The 25,241-nt window shown below is 68.0% G+C and carries 25 protein-coding genes; 13 read left to right on the forward strand and 12 right to left on the reverse strand.

Features of this window, described 5'->3' with window-relative positions; translation table 11 throughout:
- Positions 1 to 66: 66 nt before the first annotated feature.
- The 7 genes from pstB to QMA07_RS01380 form a co-directional block, all read right to left on the reverse strand.
- On the reverse strand, positions 67 to 846 hold the full coding sequence (gene pstB / locus QMA07_RS01350; protein ID WP_140037722.1) for a phosphate ABC transporter ATP-binding protein PstB: 780 nt from the start codon (positions 844 to 846) through the stop codon (positions 67 to 69).
- Positions 847 to 880: 34 nt separating this feature from the next.
- A complete protein-coding gene (gene pstA, locus QMA07_RS01355; protein ID WP_290159386.1) occupies positions 881 to 1,990 on the reverse strand; it encodes a phosphate ABC transporter permease PstA in 1,110 nt (369 codons plus the stop codon).
- Position 1,991: 1 nt separating this feature from the next.
- Entirely contained in the window at positions 1,992 to 2,960 is a 969-nt protein-coding gene (pstC, locus tag QMA07_RS01360; protein WP_290159388.1) for a phosphate ABC transporter permease subunit PstC, read from the reverse strand.
- A 129-nt stretch (positions 2,961 to 3,089) separates the two neighbouring features.
- Entirely contained in the window at positions 3,090 to 4,193 is a 1,104-nt protein-coding gene (pstS, locus tag QMA07_RS01365; RefSeq protein ID WP_290159390.1) for a phosphate ABC transporter substrate-binding protein PstS, read from the reverse strand.
- 183 nt (positions 4,194 to 4,376) lie between these two features.
- The gene (locus QMA07_RS01370; protein WP_290159391.1) at positions 4,377 to 5,354 is read right to left on the reverse strand and encodes an NUDIX domain-containing protein; all 978 of its coding nucleotides are present in this window, start codon (positions 5,352 to 5,354) and stop codon (positions 4,377 to 4,379) included.
- Positions 5,351 to 7,516, reverse strand: a complete 2,166-nt coding sequence (locus tag QMA07_RS01375; protein ID WP_290159392.1) for an RNA degradosome polyphosphate kinase — start codon at positions 7,514 to 7,516, stop codon at positions 5,351 to 5,353. The genes QMA07_RS01370 and QMA07_RS01375 overlap by 4 nt, the downstream gene beginning before the upstream one ends.
- A 54-nt stretch (positions 7,517 to 7,570) precedes the next feature.
- Positions 7,571 to 8,254, reverse strand: coding sequence for a response regulator transcription factor (locus tag QMA07_RS01380; protein ID WP_042539745.1), 684 nt, complete (start codon positions 8,252 to 8,254; stop codon positions 7,571 to 7,573).
- Positions 8,255 to 8,326: 72 nt separating this feature from the next.
- Here QMA07_RS01380 and QMA07_RS01385 point away from each other — a divergent pair, with 72 nt between their 5' ends.
- The 3 genes from QMA07_RS01385 (at position 8,327) to QMA07_RS01395 (ending at position 10,504) form a co-directional block, all read left to right on the forward strand.
- A complete protein-coding gene (locus QMA07_RS01385; protein WP_290159395.1) occupies positions 8,327 to 8,614 on the forward strand; it encodes a hypothetical protein in 288 nt (95 codons plus the stop codon).
- A 164-nt stretch (positions 8,615 to 8,778) separates the two neighbouring features.
- A complete protein-coding gene (locus tag QMA07_RS01390) occupies positions 8,779 to 9,381 on the forward strand; it encodes an FABP family protein (protein ID WP_290159397.1) in 603 nt (200 codons plus the stop codon).
- Between the two features lies 1 nt (position 9,382).
- A complete protein-coding gene (locus tag QMA07_RS01395) occupies positions 9,383 to 10,504 on the forward strand; it encodes a folate-binding protein (protein WP_290159398.1) in 1,122 nt (373 codons plus the stop codon).
- A gap of 26 nt (positions 10,505 to 10,530) precedes the next feature.
- On the opposite strand, the gene QMA07_RS01400 is transcribed toward QMA07_RS01395, so the two are convergent.
- Positions 10,531 to 11,355, reverse strand: a complete 825-nt coding sequence (locus QMA07_RS01400) for a class I SAM-dependent methyltransferase (RefSeq protein ID WP_290159400.1) — start codon at positions 11,353 to 11,355, stop codon at positions 10,531 to 10,533.
- Between the two features lie 60 nt (positions 11,356 to 11,415).
- Here QMA07_RS01400 and QMA07_RS01405 point away from each other — a divergent pair, with 60 nt between their 5' ends.
- Positions 11,416 to 12,165, forward strand: coding sequence for a phosphoglyceromutase (locus tag QMA07_RS01405; RefSeq protein ID WP_042539756.1), 750 nt, complete (start codon positions 11,416 to 11,418; stop codon positions 12,163 to 12,165).
- A gap of 63 nt (positions 12,166 to 12,228) precedes the next feature.
- Here the strand turns inward: QMA07_RS01405 and phoU are convergent, their stop codons facing one another.
- Positions 12,229 to 12,927 carry a phosphate signaling complex protein PhoU gene (phoU, locus tag QMA07_RS01410; protein WP_290159401.1) on the reverse strand — a complete coding sequence of 233 codons (699 nt, stop codon included), beginning with the start codon at positions 12,925 to 12,927 and terminating at the stop codon, positions 12,229 to 12,231.
- Between the two features lie 221 nt (positions 12,928 to 13,148).
- Here phoU and QMA07_RS01415 point away from each other — a divergent pair, with 221 nt between their 5' ends.
- Both QMA07_RS01415 and QMA07_RS01420 read left to right on the forward strand, forming a co-directional pair.
- On the forward strand, positions 13,149 to 14,366 hold the full coding sequence (locus tag QMA07_RS01415) for an ATP-binding protein (RefSeq protein WP_290159403.1): 1,218 nt from the start codon (positions 13,149 to 13,151) through the stop codon (positions 14,364 to 14,366).
- On the forward strand, positions 14,363 to 15,046 hold the full coding sequence (locus QMA07_RS01420) for a response regulator transcription factor (RefSeq protein ID WP_060926595.1): 684 nt from the start codon (positions 14,363 to 14,365) through the stop codon (positions 15,044 to 15,046). Before QMA07_RS01415 ends, QMA07_RS01420 begins: the two co-directional genes overlap by 4 nt.
- An 80-nt stretch (positions 15,047 to 15,126) precedes the next feature.
- On the opposite strand, the gene QMA07_RS01425 is transcribed toward QMA07_RS01420, so the two are convergent.
- Positions 15,127 to 15,672: a DNA modification methylase gene (locus tag QMA07_RS01425; protein ID WP_290159404.1), complete on the reverse strand. Its 546-nt coding sequence runs from the start codon at positions 15,670 to 15,672 to the stop codon at positions 15,127 to 15,129.
- 136 nt (positions 15,673 to 15,808) lie between these two features.
- Between QMA07_RS01425 and QMA07_RS01430 the strand changes: the two genes are divergently transcribed.
- The 6 genes from QMA07_RS01430 to QMA07_RS01455 all read left to right on the forward strand — a co-directional run bounded on the left by QMA07_RS01430 (position 15,809) and on the right by QMA07_RS01455 (position 21,485).
- Positions 15,809 to 16,291, forward strand: a complete 483-nt coding sequence (locus QMA07_RS01430; protein WP_042539766.1) for a CarD family transcriptional regulator — start codon at positions 15,809 to 15,811, stop codon at positions 16,289 to 16,291.
- 67 nt (positions 16,292 to 16,358) lie between these two features.
- Positions 16,359 to 17,564, forward strand: a complete 1,206-nt coding sequence (gene ispD, locus QMA07_RS01435; RefSeq protein WP_290159407.1) for a 2-C-methyl-D-erythritol 4-phosphate cytidylyltransferase — start codon at positions 16,359 to 16,361, stop codon at positions 17,562 to 17,564.
- Positions 17,565 to 17,667: 103 nt separating this feature from the next.
- A complete protein-coding gene (locus QMA07_RS01440; RefSeq protein WP_290159409.1) occupies positions 17,668 to 18,258 on the forward strand; it encodes a short chain dehydrogenase in 591 nt (196 codons plus the stop codon).
- Between the two features lie 164 nt (positions 18,259 to 18,422).
- Complete coding sequence (gene cysS / locus QMA07_RS01445) at positions 18,423 to 19,826, forward strand: cysteine--tRNA ligase (protein ID WP_290159411.1); 1,404 nt, start codon at positions 18,423 to 18,425, stop codon at positions 19,824 to 19,826.
- Positions 19,819 to 20,832 (forward strand): 23S rRNA (guanosine(2251)-2'-O)-methyltransferase RlmB, encoded by a 1,014-nt coding sequence (gene rlmB / locus QMA07_RS01450; RefSeq protein ID WP_290159413.1) that lies wholly within the window; start codon positions 19,819 to 19,821, stop codon positions 20,830 to 20,832. The genes cysS and rlmB overlap by 8 nt, the downstream gene beginning before the upstream one ends.
- An 11-nt stretch (positions 20,833 to 20,843) precedes the next feature.
- Complete coding sequence (locus QMA07_RS01455; protein ID WP_290159414.1) at positions 20,844 to 21,485, forward strand: NAD(P)H-binding protein; 642 nt, start codon at positions 20,844 to 20,846, stop codon at positions 21,483 to 21,485.
- A gap of 35 nt (positions 21,486 to 21,520) precedes the next feature.
- Here the strand turns inward: QMA07_RS01455 and QMA07_RS01460 are convergent, their stop codons facing one another.
- Positions 21,521 to 22,825: a DUF4032 domain-containing protein gene (locus tag QMA07_RS01460; protein WP_290159415.1), complete on the reverse strand. Its 1,305-nt coding sequence runs from the start codon at positions 22,823 to 22,825 to the stop codon at positions 21,521 to 21,523.
- Between the two features lie 80 nt (positions 22,826 to 22,905).
- On the reverse strand, positions 22,906 to 24,009 hold the full coding sequence (gene ugpC / locus QMA07_RS01465) for a sn-glycerol-3-phosphate ABC transporter ATP-binding protein UgpC (protein ID WP_290159417.1): 1,104 nt from the start codon (positions 24,007 to 24,009) through the stop codon (positions 22,906 to 22,908).
- Between the two features lie 229 nt (positions 24,010 to 24,238).
- On the opposite strand from ugpC, the gene QMA07_RS01470 reads away from it, so the two are divergent.
- On the forward strand, positions 24,239 to 25,207 hold the full coding sequence (locus QMA07_RS01470; protein ID WP_290159419.1) for a thioredoxin domain-containing protein: 969 nt from the start codon (positions 24,239 to 24,241) through the stop codon (positions 25,205 to 25,207).
- Positions 25,208 to 25,241: the final 34 nt, after the last annotated feature.

Below are 25,241 nucleotides of genomic sequence, written 5' to 3' on the forward strand. Positions count from 1 at the left end.
CACCCTCAGCTCCGAAACCGTGCCCGCCAAGAGCAGCAGAGAACGGAGGAGGGGAGGAACGGATGCCTATCCGAAGCGACCCGAGACGTAGTCCTCGGTGGCCTGTACGGACGGGGTGGTGAACATCGTGCGGGTGTCGTCGTACTCGATGAGCTTGCCGGGCTTGCCGGTGCCGGCGATGTTGAAGAACGCGGTCCGGTCGGACACGCGGCTCGCCTGCTGCATGTTGTGCGTCACGATGACGACGGTGTACTCGGACTTGATCTCGGCGATGAGCTCCTCGATGGCGAAGGTCGAGATCGGGTCGAGGGCTGAGCAGGGCTCGTCCATCAGGATGACATCGGGGGAGACGGCGATCGCGCGGGCGATGCACAGACGCTGCTGCTGGCCGCCCGAGAGTCCGGAGCCGGGGCGGTCGAGACGGTCCTTGACCTCGTTCCAGAGGTTGGCGCCGCGCAGCGACTTCTCGACGAGCGCGTCCTGGTCGCTCTTCGCCATGCGCGTGTTGTTGAGCTTGACGCCCGCGAGCACGTTCTCCTTGATGGACATGGTGGGGAACGGGTTCGGACGCTGGAACACCATGCCGACCTGACGACGCACCAGCACGGGGTCGACGCCGGCGCCGTAGAGGTTCTTGCCGTCGATCAGCACCTCTCCCTCGACGCGTGCGCCGGGGATGACCTCGTGCATGCGGTTGAGGGTGCGCAGGAAGGTGGACTTTCCGCAGCCGGACGGGCCGATGAACGCCGTTACGGTGTTGGGCTTGATGTCGATGCTGACGCCTTCGACGGCGAGGAAGTCGCTGTAGTAGACGTTGAGGTCGTTGACTTCGATGCTCTTGGACACGTGTGATCCTTCTTCTTCAGTCGGGAAAGACGGCTCAGCGGCCGTTGATCTTGGGGGCGAACACCTTGGCGATGATCCTGGCCAGCAGGTTCAGCACCATCACGATGACGATCAGGGTGAGGGCAGCGGCCCAGGCCCGGTCGAGGTAGGCATCGACGGGGATGCCGGGGTACTTGGCCTGCATGTACGAGAACACGGGTAGCGTCGCCATCTGCCCGCTGAACATGTTCAGGTTCATGCCCTGCACGATGCCGACGGTGAGAAGCAGTGGCGCGGTCTCGCCGATCACGCGTGAGATCGCGAGCATGATGCTGGTCAGGATCCCGGCGATGGCCGTCGGCAGGACGACCTTGATGATCGTCAGCCATTTGGGGACGCCGAGCGCGTAGGCGGCCTCGCGGAGCTCGTTCGGGACGATGCGCAGCAGCTCTTCCGAGCCGCGGACGACGACCGGGATCATCAGCACCGAGAGCGCGAGCGAGCCCATGATCCCCATTCGGGTGCCCGGTCCGACGATGAGCGCGAACACGGAGTAGATGAAGAGACCGGCGACGATCGACGGGATGCCGGTCATGACGTCGACGAGGAAGGTGATGCCACGCGCGAGCTTGCGTCCTTCGCCATACTCGACGAGGTAGATCGAGGTCATCAGGCCGATCGGCACCGAGATGATCGTCGCGCCGAGCGTGATCAGCAGTGTGCCGTAGATGGCATGGATCGCGCCACCGCCCTCGCCCACGATGTTGCGCATCGAGAAGCTGAAGAACTCCCCGTCGAAGCGCATGAGGCCGTTGATGACCACGGTGTAGAGCAGGGAGATGAGGGGGAGGAGCGCGACCACGAAAGCACCGGAGACCAGCGCGGTCATGAGGCGGTCGATCGCGTGGCGGCGGCTCTCGACCACCGAGGAGATGACCATGATCAGCGCCATGTAGAACACGAGGCCGACGACGAGCGTGAGCGCGATGTTGAAGTCTGCGGGGTCGCCGCCGGCGTTGACGAAGGCGAAGATCGTCGCAGACACCACGAACGCGACTAGCAGAAGCGCCCACGGGGCCCACTTCGGCAGGTGGCCTGCCGACGTGGTGTGCACCGGAGCGACGACGGACGAGGGAGACGGCGAGGGAGTGAGGGTGGCGGTCATGTCAGTTGGCTCCCGAGAACTCGGCGCGGCGCGAGACGATCCAGCGGGCCACGAAGTTGACCGCGAAGGTGACGATGAAGAGGATCAGACCCGCCGCGATGAGCGTGTTGACGCCCTCGTCGTGGGCCTCGGGGAACCGCAGGGCGATGATCGCAGGGATCGTCGTGGGGTTCTCCGGGTTGATCAGGTTGAACGTGACGATGCCGAGTGGCGAGAGCACCAGCGTGACGGCCATGGTCTCGCCGAGAGCGCGGCCGAGGCCGAGCATCGCCCCAGAGACCATGCCGCTGCGAGCGAAGGGGAGAACGGCCATCCGCACCATCTCCCAGCGGGTCGCGCCGAGCGCGAGTGCCGCCTCCTCGTGCAGCTTCGGCGTCTGCAGGAACACCTCGCGGCAGATGGCCGTCATGATCGGCAGGATCATGACCGCGAGCACGAGGGACGCGGTGAGGATCGTCTTTCCTGTGCCGGAGGGCGTTCCGCCGAAGAGCGGGATGAATCCGAGGTTCTCATTGAGCCACTTGTAGAAGGGCACGAGCATCGGCGCGAAGGTGAGTGCACCCCAGAGGCCGAAGACGACGGAGGGCACGGCGGCCAGCAGGTCGATGATGTAGCCGAGGAAGCCGGCGAGCCGACGAGGGGCGTAGTGCGAGATGAACAGCGCGATGCCGATCGCGATCGGAGCGGCGATCACGAGAGCGATGAAGCTCGACCACAGCGTTCCGAAGACGAAGGGCCACACCCAGGAGAGGAACGACTGTCCCTCGAGGATGTGGTTGTTCGAGGTGTCGGACGACAGAGCGGGGAGCGCCTGCACGATGAGGAAGACCGCGACCGCCGCGAGGGTGACGAGGATGATGATTCCCGCCGCCAGTGCGGTGCCGGAGAAGATGAGGTCACCCCGTCGGCGTGGGGCGGTGCGCGTCCCGGGGGAACGGGTGGTATCGGGACCCGTTGAGGTTGTGGTCATCGGAGCGACTCCAGGCTCTGAGGGACTTTCGGGGTTTTCATGCGGGTGCCCCCGCGGTGTCGGTCGAGTCCTACGACCGACACCACGGGGGCGTCGGGAGCGGAGCTCAGCGGTGTGCTGAGCCCTCCGTCACTCCGTGACGATCGCGTCGATCGCCGTGTTGATCTGGTCGCGCAGGGCGTCCGAGATCGGCGCGCTGCCGGCAGCCTCTGCGGCGGCGTCCTGGCCCTCGGCCGATGCGACGTACTGGAAGTACGCCTTCACCAGAGTCGCGGCCTCGGCGTCGTCGTACTCGACGCAGCCGATGAGGTAGGACACGAGTGCGATCGGGTACGAACCGGCGGGTGCTGCGGCCGGGTCGACGGCGTAGGCGAGGTCGTGGTCGGAGCGGCCCTCTTCGAGCGGCGATGCCTCGACGAGCGCTGCGGCAGCCTCGGCGGAGTACGCGACGTACTCGCCCTCGACCTCGACGGCGACCTGGCCCAGGTCTGCGGTGCGCGATGCATCCGCGAAGCCGATGTAGCCGACGCCGTTGGTGATGGCGTCGACGACGCCCGAGGTGCCGTCGCCGGCCTCACCGGTCTGAAGCGGCCACTCGTCGCCGGCCTCGTAGGTCCAGACGTCGGGAGCGACGGCGCTGAGGTACTTGGTGAACGTCTCCTGCGTGCCCGACGCGTCTGCGCGGTGCACGGGGACGATCGCCTGGTCGGGCAGCTCGACGCCCTCGTTCTGCGACGCGATGGCTGCGTCGTTCCAGTTGGTGATGGCGCCCGAGAAGATCTTCGCGATCGTCTCGCCGTCCAGGTTCAGCTCATCGATGCCCTCGAGGTTGAAGGCGACGGCGACGGGCGAGATGTACACGGGGATCTCGACGATGTCGTCGGAGGCGCAGGATCCGAAGCCGCCCGCGGCCAGCTCGTCCGCGTCGAACGCGCGGTCGGAGCCGATGAAGTTGGACGAGCCGGCGATGAAGTTCTCGCGGCCGGTGCCAGAACCCGTCGCGGTGTAGTTCACGGTGGTGTCGGGGTTGGCGGTCTGGAATGCGGCGACCCAGGACTGCTGGGCGGCCTCCTGCGAGGAGGCTCCTGTGGCCTCGATGGTGCCGGAGAGGGTGGACGTGCTGGGCGCGTCGCTGGAGCCGCCGGCTCCGCCTTCGTTCGCGGCACAGCCGGCGAGGGCGAGAGCGGCCACGGCGCCGATGGCGCCGATTCGTGCGATTCGGGAGATCTTCACTGTGGATCCTTCGATCTTTGATGTGGTGGGGCCCGGTGCAGGGCACACAGTGACGCTATGTGCGGCGGTTAACGAGACTCTCCCGCTCAGGTGAACGGGAGGTGAACGGAACGCGTCTCTCTGGGGCGTGCGAAGGGCCGCATCCGTTGCCGGATGCGGCCCTTCACGACTGCCGGCAACGCGCTAGGCCTTGGGGATGTGCGTCTCGATCGCGATGATCCCCGAACCCGGATTGGATGCCGAGAGGTGCACGACCGAGAAGGCCGCCGGTTCGAGGTCGGCGGCGCTGCTGACATACGAGCCGCGGACCGTCCCGGTGGCCAGGGCGATCTCGGTCAGGATCCCCGGCAGCACCGGGCCGTGACTGCACAGCACGGCCGGCTTTCCCGAGCGCACGCGGCGACCGACGACGGAGCGCAGATCGTCTTCGCCGTCCTCCCACGCGTCCTGGCTGATCTTCGGGGTGGTGACGGTCTTGCGATCGAGGGCCTTCGCGAGCGGTGTCACGGTCTGCATGCAGCGCGCGGCATCGCTCGTGATGATCTTGCGCACGCCGAACGCCCGCAGCGGGCCGACGATCGACTTCGCCTGCTGCAGGCCTCGATCGGTCAGAGGTCGTTCGGCATCCGGGCCGTCCCAGTCGCCGCGCGAGAGCGCTTTCGCGTGGCGCAGCGCGATGATCGGGAACGTGCGCAGCACACCGTCGTCGACGAGCTGAGCGAAGAAGTCGAGGATCTCGACGTCTACCGGGTAGCTCAGGCGAGCGCGCGCCTTCTTGAGGCTGACCCATTCGAGGGCGGCGATCTCGCGATTCGGCACGAACGTCGAGGCGCGGATCGCGTCGGACGTGGCCTCCGCCGCCCAGTAGTGCACGACCTTCTGCTTGCTGGAGGGCAGGTGGTAGCGGCTCACGCCGACGGGAACTCCGAGGGAGACGCGGATGCCGGTCTCCTCGTGCACCTCCCGCACCGCCGTCTCGGCGAGCATCTCACCGGGATCGACCTTCCCTTTGGGAAGCGTGACGTCGCGGTACTTGGTGCGATGGATCAGAAGGATCCGCAGCTTGCCGTCGATGAGTCGCCAGACGACGGCCCCGGCCGCGTAGACGGCCTTGTCCGTCCACTTCGACCGTGTGGCCCTGGTGCTCGAGTCGTCGCTCATCGAACCGCCCGTGCGCGACGACGTCGCTGGACCAACCCCATGGTCTTGTCCTGCAGGTCGACCAGCGGCTTGCCGGCAGCATCGGTGGCGTGTCTGGTCCAGACGCCGTCGGCGCCGAGGTGCCACGACGTGGTGCCCGGGTCCATGGCGAGGTCGAAGAAGTCGAGCAGGTCCTTCATGTGACCGGGGTCGGTGACGCGCACGAGCGCCTCGACCCGTCGGTCGAGGTTGCGATGCATCATGTCGGCGCTGCCGATGTACACCTGGGCATCGCCGTCGTTGTGGAACGCGAAGATGCGCGAGTGCTCGAGGTACCTGCCGAGGATGCTGCGGACCGTGATGTTGTCGCTGATGCCCTCGAGGTCGGTGCGCAGGCTGCAGATGCCGCGCACCCACACGTCGACCTTCACACCGGCGGCGCTGGCGCGGTAGAGGGCGTCGATGACCTCTTCGTCGACCATCGAGTTCACCTTGATGCGGATGCTCGCCGGCTTGCCGTTCTCGGCATTGCGGCGTTCGTGGTCGATCTGTCTCACGAGGCCCTTGCGCAGGTGGAGGGGAGCCACGAGAAGGCGCTTGAACTTCTTCTCGATCGCATAGCCGCTGAGCTCGTTGAACAGACGGGTGAGGTCCTTGCCGACCTGAGCGTCGGTCGTGAACAGTCCGAAGTCCTCGTAGATGCGGCTGGTCTTCGGGTTGTAGTTGCCCGTGCCGATGTGCGAGTAGTGGCGGAGCACTCCGTCTTCCTCACGGATTACGAGCGCGAGCTTGCAGTGGGTCTTGAGCCCGACGAGGCCGTAGACCACGTGGACGCCTGCCTTCTCGAGCTTGCGCGCCCAGACGATGTTGTTCGCCTCGTCGAAGCGGGCCTTGACCTCGACCAGCGCCAGCACCTGCTTGCCCGCCTCGGCGGCGTTGATCAGCGCCTCGACGATCGGGCTGTCGCCCGAGGTGCGGTAGAGCGTCTGCTTGATCGCGAGCACGTGCGGGTCGCGCGCAGCCTGCTCGAGGAACGACACGACGCTGGTGGTGAACGACTCGTACGGGTGGTGCACGAGCACGTCCGACTTGCGGATCGCCTTGAAGATGTCGGCTCGGGTGTTGCTGCCGGTCGGCTGGAATGCGACCGCCGTGGTCGGGAGGTGCGGCGGGTAGCGCAGATCGGGTCGATCGATGCGCGACAGGTCGAAGAGACCTCGGAGGTCGAGCGGCCCGGGGAGCCGGTAGATCTCCTGGTCGGTGATCTCGAGCTCGCGCACGAGGAGGTCCATCGTGACCTCGTCCATGTCGTCGGTGATCTCGAGACGGATCGGCGGGCCGAAACGGCGACGCAGCAGCTCGGCCTCGAGCGCCTGGATGAGGTTCTCGCTCTCGTCCTCCTCGATCTCGACGTCTTCGTTGCGAGTGAGGCGGAACGCGTGGTGGTCGAGGACCTCCATGCCGGGGAAGAGGTCGCCGAGGTGGTTCGCGATGAGCTCTTCGAGGGTGAGGAAGCGCTTGATCTCGCCGGACCCAGGGACCTCGACGAAGCGGGGCAGCATGGGCGGCACCTTCAGTCGGGCGAACTCCTGTCGGCCGGTGCGGGCGTTGCGGATGCGGATGGCGAGGTTGAGGGACAGCCCGGAGATGTACGGGAAAGGGTGCGCGGGGTCGACGGCGAGGGGCATGAGCACGGGGAACACCTGCGCCCCGAAGTAGTCGGAGAGCTTGGAGCGCTCTTCGTCGGTGAGCTCGGACCACTCGGTGATCTCGATGCCGGACTCGGCCAGGGCCGGACGCACGAGCGACTTCCACGCATCGGCGTGGCGGAGCTGCAGCGCGTGCGCTTCTCGGGCGATGTCGGCGAGTGCATCGGCGGGGGAGCGGCCGATGTTGGTGGGCACCGCCAGACCGGTCACGATGCGGCGCTTGAGCCCGGCGACGCGCACCATGAAGAACTCGTCGAGGTTGCTCGCGAAGATGGCGAGGAAGTTCGCACGCTCGAGTTCGGGGAGCGACGGATCCTCCGCGAGTTCGAGCACGCGCTGGTTGAAGGCGAGCCAGCTCAGCTCGCGATCGTGGTAGCGGTGGTCGGGGAGGAGCGCGTCGTGGGACTCGATGGCATCGAAGTCGTCATCTTCAGCGTCACCGAGACCTGCGTCGGCGAGTGCGGGATCGATCATGGGGTACATCTAAGCACCGAGAGGTGACGCGTGCGTGAACTGACGTCGAGTGCGTCACCGTGATGCGGCGACCGTCTCCTCGTCGTAGACGTTGAATCGGTATCCGACGTTGCGGACGGTGCCGATGATCTGCTCCTGGTCGCCCAGCTTCGCCCGCAGCCGTCGCACGTGCACGTCGACGGTTCTCGTGCCGCCGAAGTAGTCGTAGCCCCACACCTCGCTGAGCAGCTGCTCTCGGGTGAAGACCCGCGAAGGGTGCGTGGCGAGGAAGTGCAGCAGCTGGAACTCCTTGTACGTGAGGTCCAGCGGGCGCCCTCTGAGCTTCGCCGAGTACGACTGCTCGTCGATCGTGACGCCGGATGCCTGCACGCGGGTGGGTTCTGCGACCTCGTCCCGGCGGGCGAGGGCGAGCCGGACGCGGGCGTCGGTCTCTGCGGGGCCGGCGGTGGCGAGGAGCACGTCGTCGATGCCCCAGTCTCCGGACAGCGCGCTCATCCCGCCCTCCGTGACGACGAGCAGCAGCGGCGCATCCTGGCCGGTGGCTCGCAGCAGGCGACACAGAGACTTCGCGCCGACGAGATCGAGACGACCGTCGACGATCACGATGTCGTACTCGGGGGCGCTCACGAGTTGGGCGGGCTCGGCCGGGATCTGGCGCACTCGATGGCTGAGAAGCTCGAGTGCGGGCAGGACCTGCTCCGAGACCGGAGCATTGGTCAACACCAGGACCTGGGCCACACGCACTCCTTCCGGACGGCGGGGTACGCCGTGCCGCAATGATACCGGGCGCCGATGGGTCACAATGGAGTCATGACGGATCCAGCGCTCGCACCGCGTAATGCTTTCGTCGGCGTGCTCATCGTCTGGGCGGTCGCGTTCGTCGCCTCCGTCGGCGTGGGCATCTTCGTCGCCGAGGGGTGGCGGGTGCCGTGGCTGCTCGTCGTCTTCGGCGCGATCGTGCTCCTCTCCTTCGCCGTGCAGCTGCAGCTCGGGCGCACTCAGGGGTTCATCTTCCGTGTCGGCGCCAGCACGATCGGTGCACTGCTGCTGATGGGCGTGATCTCGGTCGGCTTCGGTCTCGCCGCTCTCGTCACATGAATCGCGAACGCGACACTCGGCGCGCTGAAGGGTAAAGTGGAGGCCATGGACCTCGTGGCGCTCGAACTCTTCTTCATCGGACTCCTCGGCCTGGCGAGCCTCGCGATCGCATTCGTCTCGGTCGTCGTGCTGCGGAACCTCTTCCGCGGCCAGCGCTGAGCATCGTGCTCGAGCTGCCCACAGACCTCCCCGCCGACCTCGCGCCGCTGTCGTGGCTGATCGGAGTCTGGGAGGGAACCGGCGTCATCGACTACCCGGTCGGCGACGACCGTCTGCAGGGCGAGTTCACCCATCGGGTGAGCTTCAGCCATGACGGCGGTCCCTTCCTGAACTACTCCGCGACCGCGATCCTCGCGGCCGAAGACGGCGCCGCCTCGATCCCGCTCGTCGCGGAGACCGGCTTCTGGCGTCTCTCCCGCCCGGCCTCCGACGCCGATGCCGGCCCCGCACTGCTGCCGCCGCGAGCCGAGCCCGCCGTTCGGGGCGTCGACGATGTCGAGGCCCTCCGCGCTCCGTCGGGCGGCTTCCCCATCGAGGTCTCGATCGCCCACGCCGACGGCATGCTCGAGCTCTACCTCGGCGAGATCAACGGCCCTCGCATCGACATCGCATCCGACGCGATCGTGCGCGGAGCCGGGGCGAAGGAGTACGGCGCCGCCACGCGGATGTACGGCCTGGTCGACAATCACCTCCTCTGGGCCTGGGACATCGCGGCTCTCGGAACACCGATGCGGTCGCACGCCTCCGCCCGACTCGCGAAGGTCTGACATGACCGGATTCACCGACATCCCCGGCGCCGTGATCGGCGAGCACGGGATCGCCCACTTCGGTGACGCCTTCCGTGAGCAGCGTCGCCTCGCAGACGGTGCGGCCCTCGTTCCGCTCGACGACCGGAAGGTCATCGAAGTCGCGGGTCCCGAACGGCTGGGGTGGCTGGATTCGATCACCTCCCAGTCCGTCGGGCGACTCGCTGCCGGTGAGAGCACGGAACTGCTCGTGCTCGACCCTCAAGGGCGTGTGGAGCACGCGGCTGGTGTGGTCGACGACGGCTCGTCGACCTGGCTGATCGCCGACACCGACGACGTGGACGCCCTCGCGACCTGGCTGACGCGCATGAAGTTCCGCACACAGGCGACCGTGACGGTGCGCCCCGATCTGGCGCTGCTCGGTTTCGTCGACGGTGGCACTGCGGCTGAGCGCGCGACTGCTGCCGCATCCGCTCCTGCAGGCGCTCCGCTGGTCTGGGACGATCCCTGGCAGCGGGTGAGTGCGGGTGGGCACCAGTACGCCCAGATCTCCGATCATCCGGGCGCTGACCTCGCCTGGAGGGTGGCGATCGCGACGACCGATGCAGCTGACGCGCTCGCCGCGACCCTGTCGTCCGAAGAGGTGGCGGGGCTCCTCGCCGCCGAGGCGTTGCGTGTCGCAGCCTGGCGTCCGCGCTGGTCGGCCGAAGTCGACGAGCGCTCGCTGCCGCACGAATCCGACTGGATCCGCACGGCGGTGCACCTGAACAAGGGGTGTTACCGGGGTCAGGAGACGGTGGCCAAGGTGCACAACCTCGGACACCCGCCACGCAGAATGGCGGCGCTGCACCTCGACGGCAGCGAGGCGGTGCTGCCCGCGGTCGGCGATGCGGTCTTCGCCGGTGACGACGAGGTGGGTCGTATCACCTCGGTCGCCAGACACCATGAGGAGGGCCCGATCGCGCTCGCGATCCTGTCCCGTCGCACGCCGGTCGGCGATCTGATCGTGCGCGCCGAGGGTGCGGACATCGCCGCGACCCAGCAGGTCATCGTGCCGGCGGATGCGGGTGCCACGGCCGACATCCCCCGTCTCACCCGTCTGTCTCGCCGCCCCAGCGCCCCGGATCCGCGTCAGGCGGGTTGAATCCGGGCGGTGCCGCGAGGCGCACGTCAGGGGAGCGGAGCCACGGCATCCCAGGGGAGCGTGAGCTCACCCAGGCGCCACCGGGCTTTGCCGCCCCGCACTGGCCACCCCTGATCACGCAGAGCGGTGACGGCGGCGAGGAATCGCTGGGTCGCTCCGAAGGTCGACAGCGGCGCCGCTCGGCTCCACTCGCGGTCGAGGCCGACGAGCAGCGCGTGCACACGTTCGCCGGGAACATTGCGGTGGATGAGCGCCTTCGGCAGCCGCTCCGCGACGATGCTCGGATGCTCGAGGTCGGCGAGGCGGAGCGAGATCGTGAACCGTTGCGGCGCTCCCGTCGAGTCCACATCGATCCAGCTCGACACGCGTCCGATCTCGTCGCAGGTGCCCTCGACGAGCAGCCCGTCAGGAGACAGCCGAGTCGCCATGGTGCGCCAGGCGCTCGCGACATCGCCCTCGTCGTACTGCCGCAGCACGTTCATCGCCCGGATCACCGCCGGTCGGCGTCCCTCCGGCAGCGGCACCTCGAACCCGCCGCGGGCGAACGACACCCGGAGATCGGGGGAGAAGGGGGTGCGCGCAGCCTGCACTTCGACCAGCTGGCGGTTCGCAGTGGCCACCCTCTCCGGGTCGATCTCGAGGCCGCGCACCTCCGCATCCGCGCGCACGCGCTGCAGCCGGGTCGCGAGCTCGAACGCCGTCACGCCGCTGGCTCCATAGCCGAGGTCGATGGCCAGGGGATCCCGGGCTCGGAGGAAAGCGGGGCTCGCGGCGATCCATCGATCGTTGCGGCGCAGTCGGTTCGTCCCGGTGGTGCCGCGGGTCGGCCGGCCGAGAGGAGATGACGCCATGCGTCAATCCTCGCAGGGCACAGGCGTGGACGCGTCGAGCTGCGCCGATAAACTGACGTCATGACTTCGAAGCGCACCCTGATCCTGCTCCGTCACGGCCGGAGCGAGTGGAACGAACTGAACCTCTTCACCGGCTGGGTGGACGTCCGCCTGAACGAGCAGGGCAAGAAGGAGGCCCAGCGCGGCGGCGAGCTGCTGGCAGAGGCCGGCATCCTCCCCGATGTCCTGCACACGTCGCTGCTCAGCCGTGCGATCCAGACCGCGAACATCGCACTGGACGCGGCCGACCGCCTGTGGATCCCCGTCACGCGCTCGTGGCGCCTCAACGAGCGCCACTACGGCGCTCTGCAGGGCAAGGACAAGGCGCAGACCCTCGAGGAGTTCGGCCCCGAGCAGTTCCAGCTGTGGCGTCGCTCGTTCGACGTGCCACCGCCCCTGCTCGACGACGAGAGCGAGTTCAGCCAGGTGGGCGACGTCCGCTACGCCGACATCGACGGCGAGGTGCCCCGCACCGAGTCGCTCAAGCTCGTCATCGACCGCCTGCTGCCGTACTGGAACGACGCGATCGTGCCCGACCTCGAGGCCGGCAAGACGGTTCTCGTCACCGCCCACGGCAACTCGCTGCGCGGCCTCGTGAAGCACCTCGAGGGCATCAGCGACGACGACATCGCCGAGCTGAACATCCCCACCGGCATCCCGCTGGTCTACGAGCTCGACGAGAACAACGTCCCCACCGGACCCGGCCGCTACCTCGACCCCGAGGCCGCCGCCGCCGGAGCCGCAGCCGTGGCCGCGCAGGGCAAGAAGTAACAGAACACGACGAAGGGGGCGGATGCTGTCAGCATCCGCCCCCTTCGTATCTCTCGTGACGCCTCAGGCGTGGCCGAACTCGCGCTGCTGCTCGGCTGCGAGGGGGATGTCCTCTTCTTCGACGCGCCAGTCACCGGTCGCGAGGTACACGACCTTCTTGGCGACGGCGACCGCATGGTCGGCGAAGCGCTCGTGGTAGCGGCTGGCGAGCGTGGCGTCGACCGTCGCGGTCGCCTCGCCCTTCCAGTTGTCACTGAGCACCTTCTCGAACACGCTGGCGTGCAGCTCGTCGATGTCGTCGTCGGTGTTGCGGATCGTGTCGGCGAGACGCAGATCCTGGGTGCGCAGCAGTTCGGCGAGCGTGCGCGAGATCTCGACGTCGAGCTCGCCCATCTTGGTGAACGTGCCCTTGAGGCCCTTCGGGATCGCGCGCTCGGGGAAGCGGAGGCGGGCGAGCTGGGCGATGTGCTCGGACATGTCGCCCATGCGCTCGAGCGACGCGCTGACGCGCAGCGCGATCACCACGATGCGCAGATCGCGAGCCACGGGCTGCTGACGGGCGAGGATCTCGATGGCCTGCTCGTCGAGCTTGACTGCCAGCTCGTCGATCTTCGCGTCGTCGGCGATGACCTCTTCGGCGAGCTCGACGTCGCTGGTGGCGAACGCACGCGTCGCCTTGTCGATCGAGACCGTGACGAGGTCGGCGATCTCCACGAGACGGGACTGCAGGTCCTCGAGGGACTGGTGGAAGACTTCGCGCATGTGGGCGCAACCTTTCATTCGGGTCTCGACTGTGGTGACAGCGCGAGACGGCTGGGTCGTCCGCGCGGGAGGAGAGGTCCGCGCTCCCGCACAGGCCCGAAAGCGATTGTCTGCTTCGAAGGTTAACGAACGGTGCCCAGCACGTGAATAGTACTTCTCGCGTTGTCGCCAGCGCAGGAGAACCCGCCGATCCGGCGGTGAACGCACTCTACGCTGGGGTTATGACCTTGCCGCAGATCGCGCTGCTCGCGTTGGCCGTCGGCCTCGTGATCGGCATCGGCCTCTCGCTCCTCGTCGCCTGGGCGTACCGCGCCAGGGCCCGAGTCGCCGATGAGACGTCACTCGCCGTTCCGGCCGGCGTCACCGCGGTGTTGGGCAGCATGGACGACGCAGCCTGCGTGGTCGACTCATCGGGCCTCGTGCTCGCCGTCTCGAAGGCGGCCACACGATTCGGCATCGAGGTGGGTGCACCGCTCGAGAATCCGGAGCTGCGTCAGCTCGTGCGGGGAGGGCGCAATGAGGGGAGCTCGGCGACCGAGTCTCTGCGCATCACCCGCGGCGGGCTCAGCCTCGACCCGCGACTGGTGTCGGCTCGTGCGAGCGCGATCAGCCCTCGCATGACTCTGCTGATCATCCGCGATGTCACGGAGCAGGAGCGTCTCGACCAGATGCGCCGCGATTTCGTGGCCAACACCAGCCACGAGCTCAAGACCCCCGTCGGAGCGGTCACGCTGCTGGCCGAGGCCATCGAGTCCGCAGCGGACGACCCCGCGCAGGTGCGCCATTTCGCCTCCAGGATCTCGGCCGAGGCCACTCGTCTCGGGCAGCTGACCGGCCGCATCATGAGTCTGTCGAGACTTCAGACCGACGATGCGCTGTCGGACGTGCGGCCCGTCTCGATCGACGAGGTTCTGGCGACCGCCCTCGAGGCGCATGTCGTGCAGGCCGACTCCGCCGGGGTCGAGCTGGCTCGTGGCGGTGACCGGGGAGTCTGGGTGCGCGGTGACTCGCAGATCTTGATCGAAGCCTTCGGCAATCTCATCGCCAACGCGATCGTCTACTCCCCGAAGGGATCCCGCGTCGGAATCGGGGTGAAGGCCGACGACGGGGTCGTCGAAGTCGCCGTGTCCGACCAGGGCATCGGCATCGCGGAGGCGGACCGAGAGCGGATCTTCGAGCGCTTCTACCGCGCAGACGAGGCGAGGTCCCGCCGCACCGGCGGAACCGGTCTCGGGCTCTCGATCGTCAAGCACGCCACACAGCGCCACGGCGGCGAGGTGCGACTGTGGTCGCGCCCCGGACGAGGCTCGACCTTCACCATCAGGCTTCCCACGATCGATGCTCCCCCGAGCATCGACAGGGACAAGAAGAACAAGAAGAAGCGCGAGCGCAAGGCGGCGAAGGCCGCGGCTCGCGTCCGAAACGGAGAGAACGCATGACCCGCATCCTTCTGGTCGAAGACGAGCCCGATCTCGCCGACCCGCTCGCCTACCTGCTGCGCAGAGAGGGGTACGAGGTCGAGATCGCCGAGGACGGCCCGGGAGCGCTGACCGCCTTCCGCGAACGGGGCGCGGACGTCGTGCTCCTCGATCTGATGCTGCCGGGGATGCCGGGCACCGAAGTGTGCCGGCAGATCCGCTCGACCTCCGCCGTGCCGATCATCATGGTCACGGCCAAGGACTCGGAGGTGGACATCGTCGTCGGGCTCGAACTCGGCGCTGACGACTACGTCACCAAGCCGTACTCGTCGCGCGAGCTGCTGGCTCGGATGCGCGCTGTGCTGCGCCGAGTGGTGCAGGCCGACAGCGAGCTCGACGAACGGGTGCTCGACGGCGGCCGTGTATCACTCGACATCGACCGCCACACGGTCTCGGTCGCCGGTCAGCAGATCAACATGCCGCTGAAAGAGTTCGAGCTCCTCGAAGTGCTCATGCGCAACTCGGGTCGCGTCCTCACGCGCGGACAGCTCATCGACCGGGTGTGGGGCAGCGACTACTTCGGCGACACCAAGACGCTCGACGTGCACATCAAGCGCATCCGCTCCCGGATCGAGGAGAACCCGGGCGAGCCCGTGATGCTCGTGACCGTCCGCGGCCTCGGCTACCGCTTCGAGGGCTGAACGCGAGAGCGTCCGGAGCGCCATACGGAAGAGGCCGTCACCCAGGGGGTGACGGCCTCTTCTTCAGCGTGCGCGCCGGATCACTCCGAGGGAGCGGGGGCGGCAGTGTCGGACGGGACCGGCTCAGGCGTGGGAGTCGACTTCGCGGTCTCGGCCTCGGGAACCAGGTCGGCGTAGTAGGGCAGCGAGCCGTCGAGTACGGGCACCTCGGTCTTGGTGCCGGCGCCGTCTCCCGACTGGAAGTGGATCTCGACCGTGGCGCCGGGCATCGTGTCGAGGCCGTCGATGCGCAGGGGCTCTTCGCCCTCGGTGCCGAAGCTGACGGTCTTGCCCGCGGGAACCGAGACCGTGAAGGGATCGTCGATGCCGGCGACCGTCATCGTGAGAGTCGCCTTCTCGGTGGTCGGGTTCACGACGGCGGCGATGAAGTTGCCGACGGAGCCGTCTTCGTTCGCGACGACGAACGCGTTGCGCACGTCGAGCGGGCCGTCCGAGTCCGAGACGTTCACGCCGTCGGAGGCGGAGTACTCGATCTGCGTCGACTGCGGCGAGATGAACGTGCAGCCCGTCGCGCCGAGAAGAACGAGGGCGCTGATGGCGGCAGACGCAACAAGGCGCGATTTCACGGGTCCTCCTGAGGTCCGACGGGATATCCGCATCCCATTCTATGCGCATGCGGGGTGCCGCCCGAGGACGTGGGGGCGCGAACCTTAGCGCATTCTCCCTGTGGTATCCTTGAGGTTGCCGAAAGGACAAGTTTTTATGCTTTTTGAGGTTGGCGAAACTGTCGTCTATCCGCACCATGGCGCTGCGACCATCATCGAGGTCAAGGAGCGCATCATCAAGGGTGAGGCGAAGAAATACCTGAAGCTCAACGTCACCCAGGGGGACCTCATCATCGAGGTGCCCGCTGAGAACGTCGATCTCGTCGGGGTCCGCGATGTCATCGGCCGAGAGGGCCTCGACGCAGTGTTCGAGGTGCTTCGCGCGCCGTTCACCGAAGAGCCGACCAACTGGTCGCGTCGTTACAAGGCGAACCTCGAGAAGCTCGCCTCGGGCGACGTCATCAAGGTGAGCGAGGTCGTGCGCGACCTGTGGCGTCGGGACCAGGATCGCGGGCTGTCTGCGGGTGAGAAGCGGATGCTGGCCAAGGCGCGTCAGATCCTCATCTCCGAGCTCGCGCTCGCTGAGAAGACCGACGAGGACAAGGCGAGCGCACTGCTCGACGAGGTCCTCGCGTCCTGAGCGGATCGAGAGTAGGCGGATGCTTCGGCATCCGCCTTTTTTCGTGTGCGCCGGTAACGTGAACCTGGTGAGCATGCTTCCCGTTCCTGACACCGCGATCATCGTCGTCGCCGCCGGTTCCGGCACCCGACTCGATGCCGGAGCGCCCAAGGCGTTCGTCGGCATCGACACGCATTCGATCCTGCGCCATGCGCTCGACGGCGTCTTCGCCGCTGATCCCGCTCAGGTGATCGTCGTCGCGCCGGCGGGCTATGAGGGTGACGCCGAGACGGAGCTCCGCGCGTCCGCCGGGGATCGCGCGGATCTCGGGAGGGTCGTGACGGGCGGCCGCACGCGGCAGGAGTCCGTCGCCGCCGGTCTCGACGCGCTCTGGGGCGACGTCACACGAGTGCTCGTGCACGACGCGGCACGCGCGCTGACGCCCCCCGAGGTCATCGATGCGGTGGCAGGGGCCATCGGCGACGAGAGCGGCGTGATCCCGACGCTCCCGGTCGTGGACACGCTCAAGCGGGTCGACGGGGATGCGGTCATCGCACCGGTCGATCGCTCCGAACTCGCCGCCGCGCAGACCCCTCAGGGGTTCCCCCGTGCGCTGCTCGAGGCTGCATACGGTGAGGCGACGGCCTCCGGCATCGAGTACACCGACGACGCGGCGCTGTTCGCCGCCGCCGGGCATCTCGTGCGACACATCGCCGGCTCGCCTCGCGGATTCAAGATCACCACACCGGCCGACCTCGAACGCGCCAGGCATCTGCTCGCGGACGTCGACGCGTCGCCGGTCGCGCCCCCTGCGGCATGGCAGGGCCCTCGCGTCGGCATCGGCACGGACGTGCACGCGTTCGGGGGAGAGGGCAGCCTCTGGCTCGCCGGTCTCGAATGGCCGGGCGAGCCCGCGCTCTCGGGGCACTCGGACGGCGACGTGGTCGCCCACGCGATCGTCGACGCACTGCTCGGAGCCGCGGGGCTCGGCGACATCGGAGAGCACTTCGGAACCGCGCACCCCGAGTTCGCCGGCGCGCACGCCGAGGTCTTCCTCGCCCGCACCCGCGAGCTGCTCGCCGAGGCGGGTTTCGTGATCGGCAATGTCTCGGCGCAGTTCCAGGGCAACCGTCCACGCTTCAGCGGTCGCCGAGCCGACGCAGAGCAGGCGCTTTCGGCGGCCCTCGGCGGGGCACCCGTGTCGGTCACCGCGACGACCACCGACGGCCTCGGGTTCACCGGGCGCGGTGAGGGGATCGCGGTGACCGCGATCGCCATGGTGCACCCGCGCTGACGCGGCGGGGAGTGAAGCAGGGGAATGCCCAGGCGCTGAGGTTCGTTGTCGAACAGCGTCGTGCGGTCATCGCACCCATCGAGCACGCAGAGAGGGAGACAGCATGAGGATCCTCGTCATCGGAGCCACCGGACAGGTCGGGCGCACCGCCGTCGACGCGCTGGGAGGCCATGAGATCATCGCCGCCTCGCGCAGCGGCGAGCTGTCGGTCGACGTCACCGACCCGACGTCGATCGAGCGGCTCTTCGCGTCGGTGGGGCAGGTCGACGCGGTGATCGTGGCCGTCGGCGAGGTCCCGTTCCGACCGCTGGGCGAACTGGGCCGAGGCGACTACGAGTCGGCGTTCCGCGGCAAGGTGCTCTCGCAGCTCGACGTCGTCCGCATCGGCACGCCGTATGTACGCGACGGCGGGTCGATCACGCTGACCTCGGGCATCCTGGCCCGTGAGCCGATCGCGACCGGAGCGGCCGCCTCCTTCGCCAACGGTGCGGTCGAATCGTTCGTGCTCGCAGCGGCGACCGAGCTGCCGCGAGGCATCCGCATCAACGCGGTGAGCCCCTCGGTGCTCGAGGACGCCCCGGCGTATCACTCGTCGTTCCCCGGCTTCGTGCCCGTGTCGTCGCACCGGGTCGGCCAGGCCTTCGCCAAGAGCGTGCTCGGGGTGCAGACGGGGCAGGTTCTCCCCGTCGACTGAACGGCTCGGGACCGATCTGCGGGCAGCGCCCCGATCCGCGGAGCATGCGCCCCATCCGCTCCGCTGATCGTGACGGCCTCCGCAGATCGGGACGACAGGGCGCCGGCGGACGGGGCAGCTGACGCACCCAGTCTTCGGATTCGACGGCCCGGTAAGCTTGTTCGGTGACTCTCCGCCTCTACGACACCCGTGCACAGCAGCTGCGCGACTTCGTGCCTCTCGACCCCGAGAACATCACGATGTATGTCTGCGGACCCACCGTGCAGTCCGGCCCTCACATCGGGCACGTCCGCGCGGCGCTGAGCTTCGATCTGCTGCGCCGCTGGCTGACCCACCGATACGGCAGAGTCACCTTCGTGCGCAACGTCACGGACATCGACGACAAGGTGCTGGCCAACGCGACCGATGCCGAGCCGTGGTGGGCGCTGGCCTACCGCATGGAGCAGGAGTTCACCGCGGCGTACGCCGGCATCGGGATCCTGGCGCCGACCTACGAGCCGCGCGCGACCGCCTGCGTTCCGCAGATGCAGGAGATGATCCAGACGCTCCTCGAACGCGGGCACGCCTACCCTGCGCCCGACGGCTCGGGAGACGTCTACTTCGACGTGCGCTCATGGGCCGATTACGGATCGCTGACGAACCAGTCGGTCGACGCGATGGAGGCGGCGGAGGACGCCGACCCCCGGGGCAAGCGCAACCCGCAGGACTTCGCGCTCTGGAAGGGTGCCAAGCCCGACGAGCAGGCGGATGCCACCTGGCAGTCGCCCTGGGGTGCAGGCCGTCCGGGTTGGCATATCGAGTGCTCCGCCATGTCGAAGCGCTACCTCGGTGCCGAATTCGACATCCACGGCGGTGGCCTCGACCTGCGCTTCCCGCATCATGAGAACGAGCTCGCCCAGTCGACCGCTGCCGGAGACGGCTTCGCACGGTACTGGGTGCACAACGGCCTCGTGACGGTGGGCGGGCAGAAGATGTCGAAGTCGCTCGGCAACTTCACGCTCGCACGTGAGGTGCTCGCCGAGCACGACCCGCTCGTGGTCCGCTACGCCCTCGCCGCGGCGCACTACCGTTCGAGTCTCGACCTCTCCGAGTCGTCGTGGACCGAGGCCGAGGCGGCGCTCGGGCGCATCCGCACCTTCATCGAGCGTGCATTGCGCGTGCTGCCGAAGACCTTCGGCTGGGCCGAGAAGACACCGCTTCCCGTCCCCTTCGTGGCGGCGATGGACGACGACCTCGGCATACCGCAGGCGCTCGGAGTCGTGCACGAGACCGTGCGCGCAGGCAACGCGGCGCTCGACGCGGGTGACAGCGAGAGCGCGATGGCGGCGTGGCACGAAGTGCGCGCGATGCTCGACGTGCTCGGACTCGATGTCACCCGAGCGGCATCGGGCGGCGACGCACAGGCATCCGCTCTGGACGCACTCGTCCAGACGATGATCACCCAGCGTGCGCAGGCGCGCGCTGACAAGGACTGGGCGGCGGCCGATCGCATCCGTGATGCGATCGCCGCCGCAGGAATCACGCTGGAGGATTCTCCGGCCGGAACTCATTGGAGTATCGATGGCTAAGCCACAGCGCCCCGGCGCAAGCAACGGCAAGAAGAAGGGCCCCACCAAGGGCACCGGCGGACTCGGACGCAAGTCGCTCGAGGGCCGCGGACCGACCCCGAAGGCGGAGGATCGCGCCTGGCACCCCGCCGGTAAGCGCAAGGCTGCAGCAGAGCGCTACGCGGCGTCGGGCGGGAAGGGCAAGCCCGGGCAGGGACAGCGTCAGACGGCCGGTGGCAACCCGAACCGCTCTGCGCGCGCCAAGGACAACACCACCGAGGTCGAGGTCGTCACCGGCCGCAACTCGGTGCTCGAGGCCCTGCGCGCGAAGATCCCCGCGTCGGCGTTCTACATCGCGCAGCGCGTCGAGATGGACGACCGCGTGAAGGAGATGCTGTCGTTGGCCACCAACCGTGGCATCCCGGTGCTCGAGGTCACGCGTCAGGAGCTCGACCGCATGGCCGGGTATGACGGAGTGCACCAGGGCGTCGCGGTCAAGGTGCCGCCGTACGAGTACGCCCACCCGCAGGACCTGCTCGAGGCTGTCATCGCCAAGGGCGAGGTGCCGCTGTTCGTCGCACTCGACGGCATCACCGACCCCCGCAACCTCGGCGCGATCATCCGCTCGACCGGAGCCTTCGGCGGGCACGGCATCATCCTGCCGCAGCGCCGCTCGGCGGGCGTGAACTCCGCGGCGTGGAAGACCAGCGCCGGCGCGGCCGCTCGCGTTCCCGTCGCACTCGCGACGAACCTCACCACGCAGCTCAAGGAGTTCAAGAAGCAGGGTGTGTTCGTGCTCGGCCTCGACGGCGACGGCGACGTGCTGCTACCCGAGCTGGAGCTGGCCGACCGCCCCGTCGTGATCGTCACCGGGTCGGAAGGCAAGGGGCTGTCCCGTCTGGTCGCCGAGACCTGTGATCAGATCGTGTCGATCCCGATCTCGGCCGTGACCGAATCGCTCAACGCCGGCATCGCGACCTCGGTCGCGCTGTACCAGGTGTCGACCACCCGCAACGCGAAGAAGTAGAGGAGCAGCTCATGGCTCGCATCGTCGTGCTCGGAGGAACCGGCTACGCCGGCCGCCACATCGTCTCGGAGGCGGTGAGCCGCGGGCACGAGGTCGTCTCGGTGTCGCGGTCGACGCCGTCGAATCCTGTGCCGGGTGCGAAGGACGTGCAGGGCTCTGTCCTGGACCTCGCGACCCTCGGTGACGTCTTCGACGGAGCCGACGCGGTCGTGTCATCGCTGTCGCCCCGCGGTGACATGGAGAACTCCGTGATCGATGCCCTCAGCGGCCTCATCGATGTGCTGAGCGGCACGCAGACCCGCATCGGCGTGGTCGGCGGTGCCGGTGGGAGCCTCGTCGCACCCGGGGGACCCCGCCTGTTCGATCAGGGATTCCCCGAGGAGTACAAGCACGAGGCGCAGGTCGGCATCGACTCCCTCGCGCTGCTGGAGAAGACCGACGACTCGCTCGACTGGTTCTTCGTGCACCCGGCTGAGGTCTTCGGGCCCTGGGCCGAGGGAGAGCGCACCGGACACTACCGCGATGGCGGCGATGTGATCGTGCGCGATGCCGACGGCAAGTCGTACATCTCGGGTGCCGACTTCGCGGTCGCCGTGGTCGATGAGATCGAACAGGGCAACCACCACCGCGAGCGCTTCACCGTCGGGTACTGAGACCGCGTCTCCTCGCCCGGGGCGCAGGAGCGAGGTCAGACCAGGTCGCGCCAGTCGACCTCATCGTCATCGTCGGCGACCGGATGCGTGCCGGTGATGACGGGAAGGCTCATGGTCTCGGTGGGCGGCCCCATGATGGTCGCCTCGTCACGGCGGTGTCGCAGCACCTCGTTGATGTAGCTCGTCAGCACCTCGGCGAGCGGCACCGAACGGCCCTGCGCCTGTGACAGGTACCACCGGTGCTCGAGCACCTGGTGGAAGACCTCGGCGGGTTCGAGCTTGGCGCGCAGCTCCCACGGGATCGCGCGTACGACGGGCTCGAACACGCGGGTGAGCCACTCGTGCGCGTACATCTCCTCGTCAGCCCACTGCTTCGTCGAGCGAGCGCGGAACTCATCGAGATCGTTGAGCAGCCGGCGAGCCTGGTTCTCTTCGACATCGAGTCCGGTGAGGCGGATGAGGCGGCGCTGATGGTGTCCGGCATCCACCACCTTGGGCTGGATCTCGACGACCGTGCCGTCTGATGTGGTCGACATCGACATCTCGTCGATGTCGAAGCCGAGTGCGTTGAGACGCTCGACTCGCTCGGTGATGCGCCAGGTCTCGGCGGAGGCGAAGGACTCCTGGGCCGTCAGCTCAGCCCACAGCGAGCGGTACGACGAGACGATGCCGTCGGCGATGGCAACTGCATCCACGCCGTGCTCCAGCCGTCCACCGGCGGCGAGATCCATGATCTCGCCGGCGATGTTGGTGCGGGCGAGATCGAGGTCGTAGGCGCGCTGGCCGTCTGTCAGGCCCTCCTCGTGCAGCTCACCGGTCTCGGCATCCACGAGATAGGCCGCGTAGGCCCCTGCGTCGCGGCGGAAGAGGGTGTTCGACAGTGACACGTCGCCCCAATAGAAGCCGACGTTGTGCAGGCGAACGAGCAGCACGGCCAGGGCGTCGACGAGACGCGTGGCAGTGTCGGGGCGCAGCACACGGGTGAAGAGCGCACGGTACGGCATGGAGAACCGCAGGTGCGAGGTGACGAGGGCCGCAGCGAGCGGCTCGCCGTCGGCATCCGAGCGCCCGGCGATCACTGCGACGCGGTCGACGCAGGGCACGTCGAGTCTGGCGAGGTTGCCGAGCATCTCGTACTCGCGCTTCGCCATCTCATCGGTGGTCTCCTTGACGGCGACGACCTTGCCTGACAGATCTGCGAACCGCACCAGGTGCCGCGAGAGACCCTTCGGGAGCGACACGATCAGCTCGGAGGGCCACTTGGCGAGCGGTGTCGACCAGGGGAGCGCGAGAAGCCCCGGATCGATCGAGCTCGCGGTGATCCGCAGTGCATCCTGCATGTCTCTCCAGTCGGTGGCGGTGGAAAAGAAGAAGCGGCGCGGGCGACCGAAGTCTGCCCGCGCCGCGTCTGTGGATCCGATCAGGCGGAGACGATCGGCTTGTCGTTCAGGCGCACGCCCGACTCGATGTCGAACGCGTGCACGTGGCCTGCGTTCGCAGCCAGCGTGACGGTCTCGCCGGCGTTCGGGTGGCTGCGGCCGTCGACACGTGCGACCAGGTCGGCGCGCTTGCCGTTGATGTCGGTGTGTCCGTAGAGGTAGCCGTCGGCGCCGAGCTCCTCGACGAGGTCGACGACGACCGAGAGGCCCTTGCCGTCGGCGGGGCCGACGGTGATGTCCTCGGGGCGCACGCCCACCGTGACCTGCGAGCCGTTGGCGCGTCCGACGGTGTCGCGGTCGAGCGGGACGATCTCGGTCCCGAAGCGCACGCCGCCCTCAGCCAGGTCTGCGCTGAAGAGGTTCATGGCGGGGGAGCCGATGAAGCCGGCGACGAACACGTTCTCGGGCTTCTCGTACAGGTCGCGCGGCGAGCCGACCTGCTGGAGCAGGCCGTCCTTGAGCACGGCGATGCGGTCGCCCATGGTGAGTGCCTCGGTCTGGTCGTGCGTGACGTAGACCGTGGTGACGCCGAGACGACGCTGCAGCGACGCGATCTGCGTGCGGGTCTGGACACGGAGCTTGGCGTCGAGGTTCGACAGCGGCTCGTCCATGAGGAAGACCTGGGGCTGACGGACGATCGCACGGCCCATCGCGACTCGCTGACGCTGACCACCCGAGAGGGCCTTCGGCTTGCGGGTCAGGTACTCCTCGAGATCGAGCAGCTTGGCGGCCTCGAGGACGCGGGTCGCGCGCTCTTCCTTGCCGACGCCGGCGATCTTGAGCGCGAAGCCCATGTTCTCGGCGACCGTCATGTGCGGGTACAGCGCGTAGTTCTGGAACACCATCGCGATGTCGCGGTCCTTCGGCGGCACATCGGTGACGTCGCGGTCACCGATGAGGATGCGGCCGGCGTTGACCTCTTCGAGGCCGGCGAGCATGCGAAGCGAGGTGGACTTTCCGCAGCCGGACGGGCCGACGAGGACGAGGAATTCGCCGTCGGCGACCTCGAGGTTGAGCTTGTCGACAGCCGGGCGGGTTCCGCCGGGGTAGAGGCGGGTGGCCTCGTCGAAAGTCACAGATGCCATTGTGTTTCTCCTTCACCGGCAGGTACGTGCCGGACGATCCGTAGTGATAGAGCGGCGGAGTGATCCACCGTGACCCCTCATCGGGTCGGAATCAGTATGGCAGAAGCCCGTCCATCTGGGTATTTCTCAGCCTGGCTGGTTAACATCGATCTCGGCCGCCTTTCGCGGCGTTCGCCGCCCGAGTGGCGTCCGGGGCCACCCTGCCCCCCTGAGACTGTCTAGAGGAACGATGTCGAGCGACGAGACGCCGAACGTCCCCAGCACTCGCAATACGCGAGAGGCTGTGCGGGAGAAGGCCCAGAAGGTGCACGCCCAGCAGTCGAGGGCGCGCGTGATGCGACGGATCATCCTCGGCGCGATCGCCGTCGTCGCCGTCGGTGCCATCGGAACCGCCATCACGCTCGCCGTCTCCGCGCAGGTGTCGAAGCCCCAGCTCACGCCGGGCGGGATGGACGACGACGGCATCCTCGTCTCGGATGTCAATGCGTCGGCGATGTCCGACGAGACCGTCGCGCCCCCGAGCCCGGAGGAGACCGAGGCGGGTGGCGAGGCCACACCGACTCCCGAGCCCACCACGTCGAGCACGGTCGACATCCACATCTACGTCGACTACCTGTCGCCGGATGCCGGAGAGTTCGAGCGTGCGAACGCTCGCCAGCTCGTCAACTGGATCTCCGAAGGTGCGGCGACCGTCACCTACCACCCCGTCGCGCTGCTCACTGCGAGCTCGAACGGCACCAAGTACTCTCTCCGCTCGGCTGCGGCCGCGGCCTGTGTCGCCACGCATTCACCCGCGCAGTTCTACGCCTTCAACCACGACCTGCTCGACGACCAGCCGGAGGTGAACACCGACGGCTTCTCCGACGAGGATCTCGCCGCGATCGCCGGCGCCGTCGGCTCCGACAACGTGAAGAGCGTCCGGTCGTGCATCGAGAACCAGGACTACGTCACGTGGGCGAAGGAGGCCACCTCACGCGCACTCGAGGGCCCGCTCGTCGGGTCGGATGATCTCGTGCTCACCGCCGCTCCCATGATCGTGGTGAACGGCGAGGCGTACGTCGGCGCGCTCGACGACCCGAGTGAGTTCTCGCAGTTCGTGCTCACCGTCGCCAGCGACGCCTACTACGCCACGGAGACCCCGACGCCGGCGCCCACCGAGACCACGGAGCCGGCCCCCTCGGAGACACCCGCGTCGTAGTTCGTCGTCGCCCGCCGCCCATCGCTAAGCTGGG

The sequence above is a fragment of the Microbacterium sp. APC 3901 genome, assembly GCF_030407765.1.
In the GTDB taxonomy this organism is placed as follows: Bacteria; Actinomycetota; Actinomycetes; order Actinomycetales; family Microbacteriaceae; genus Microbacterium.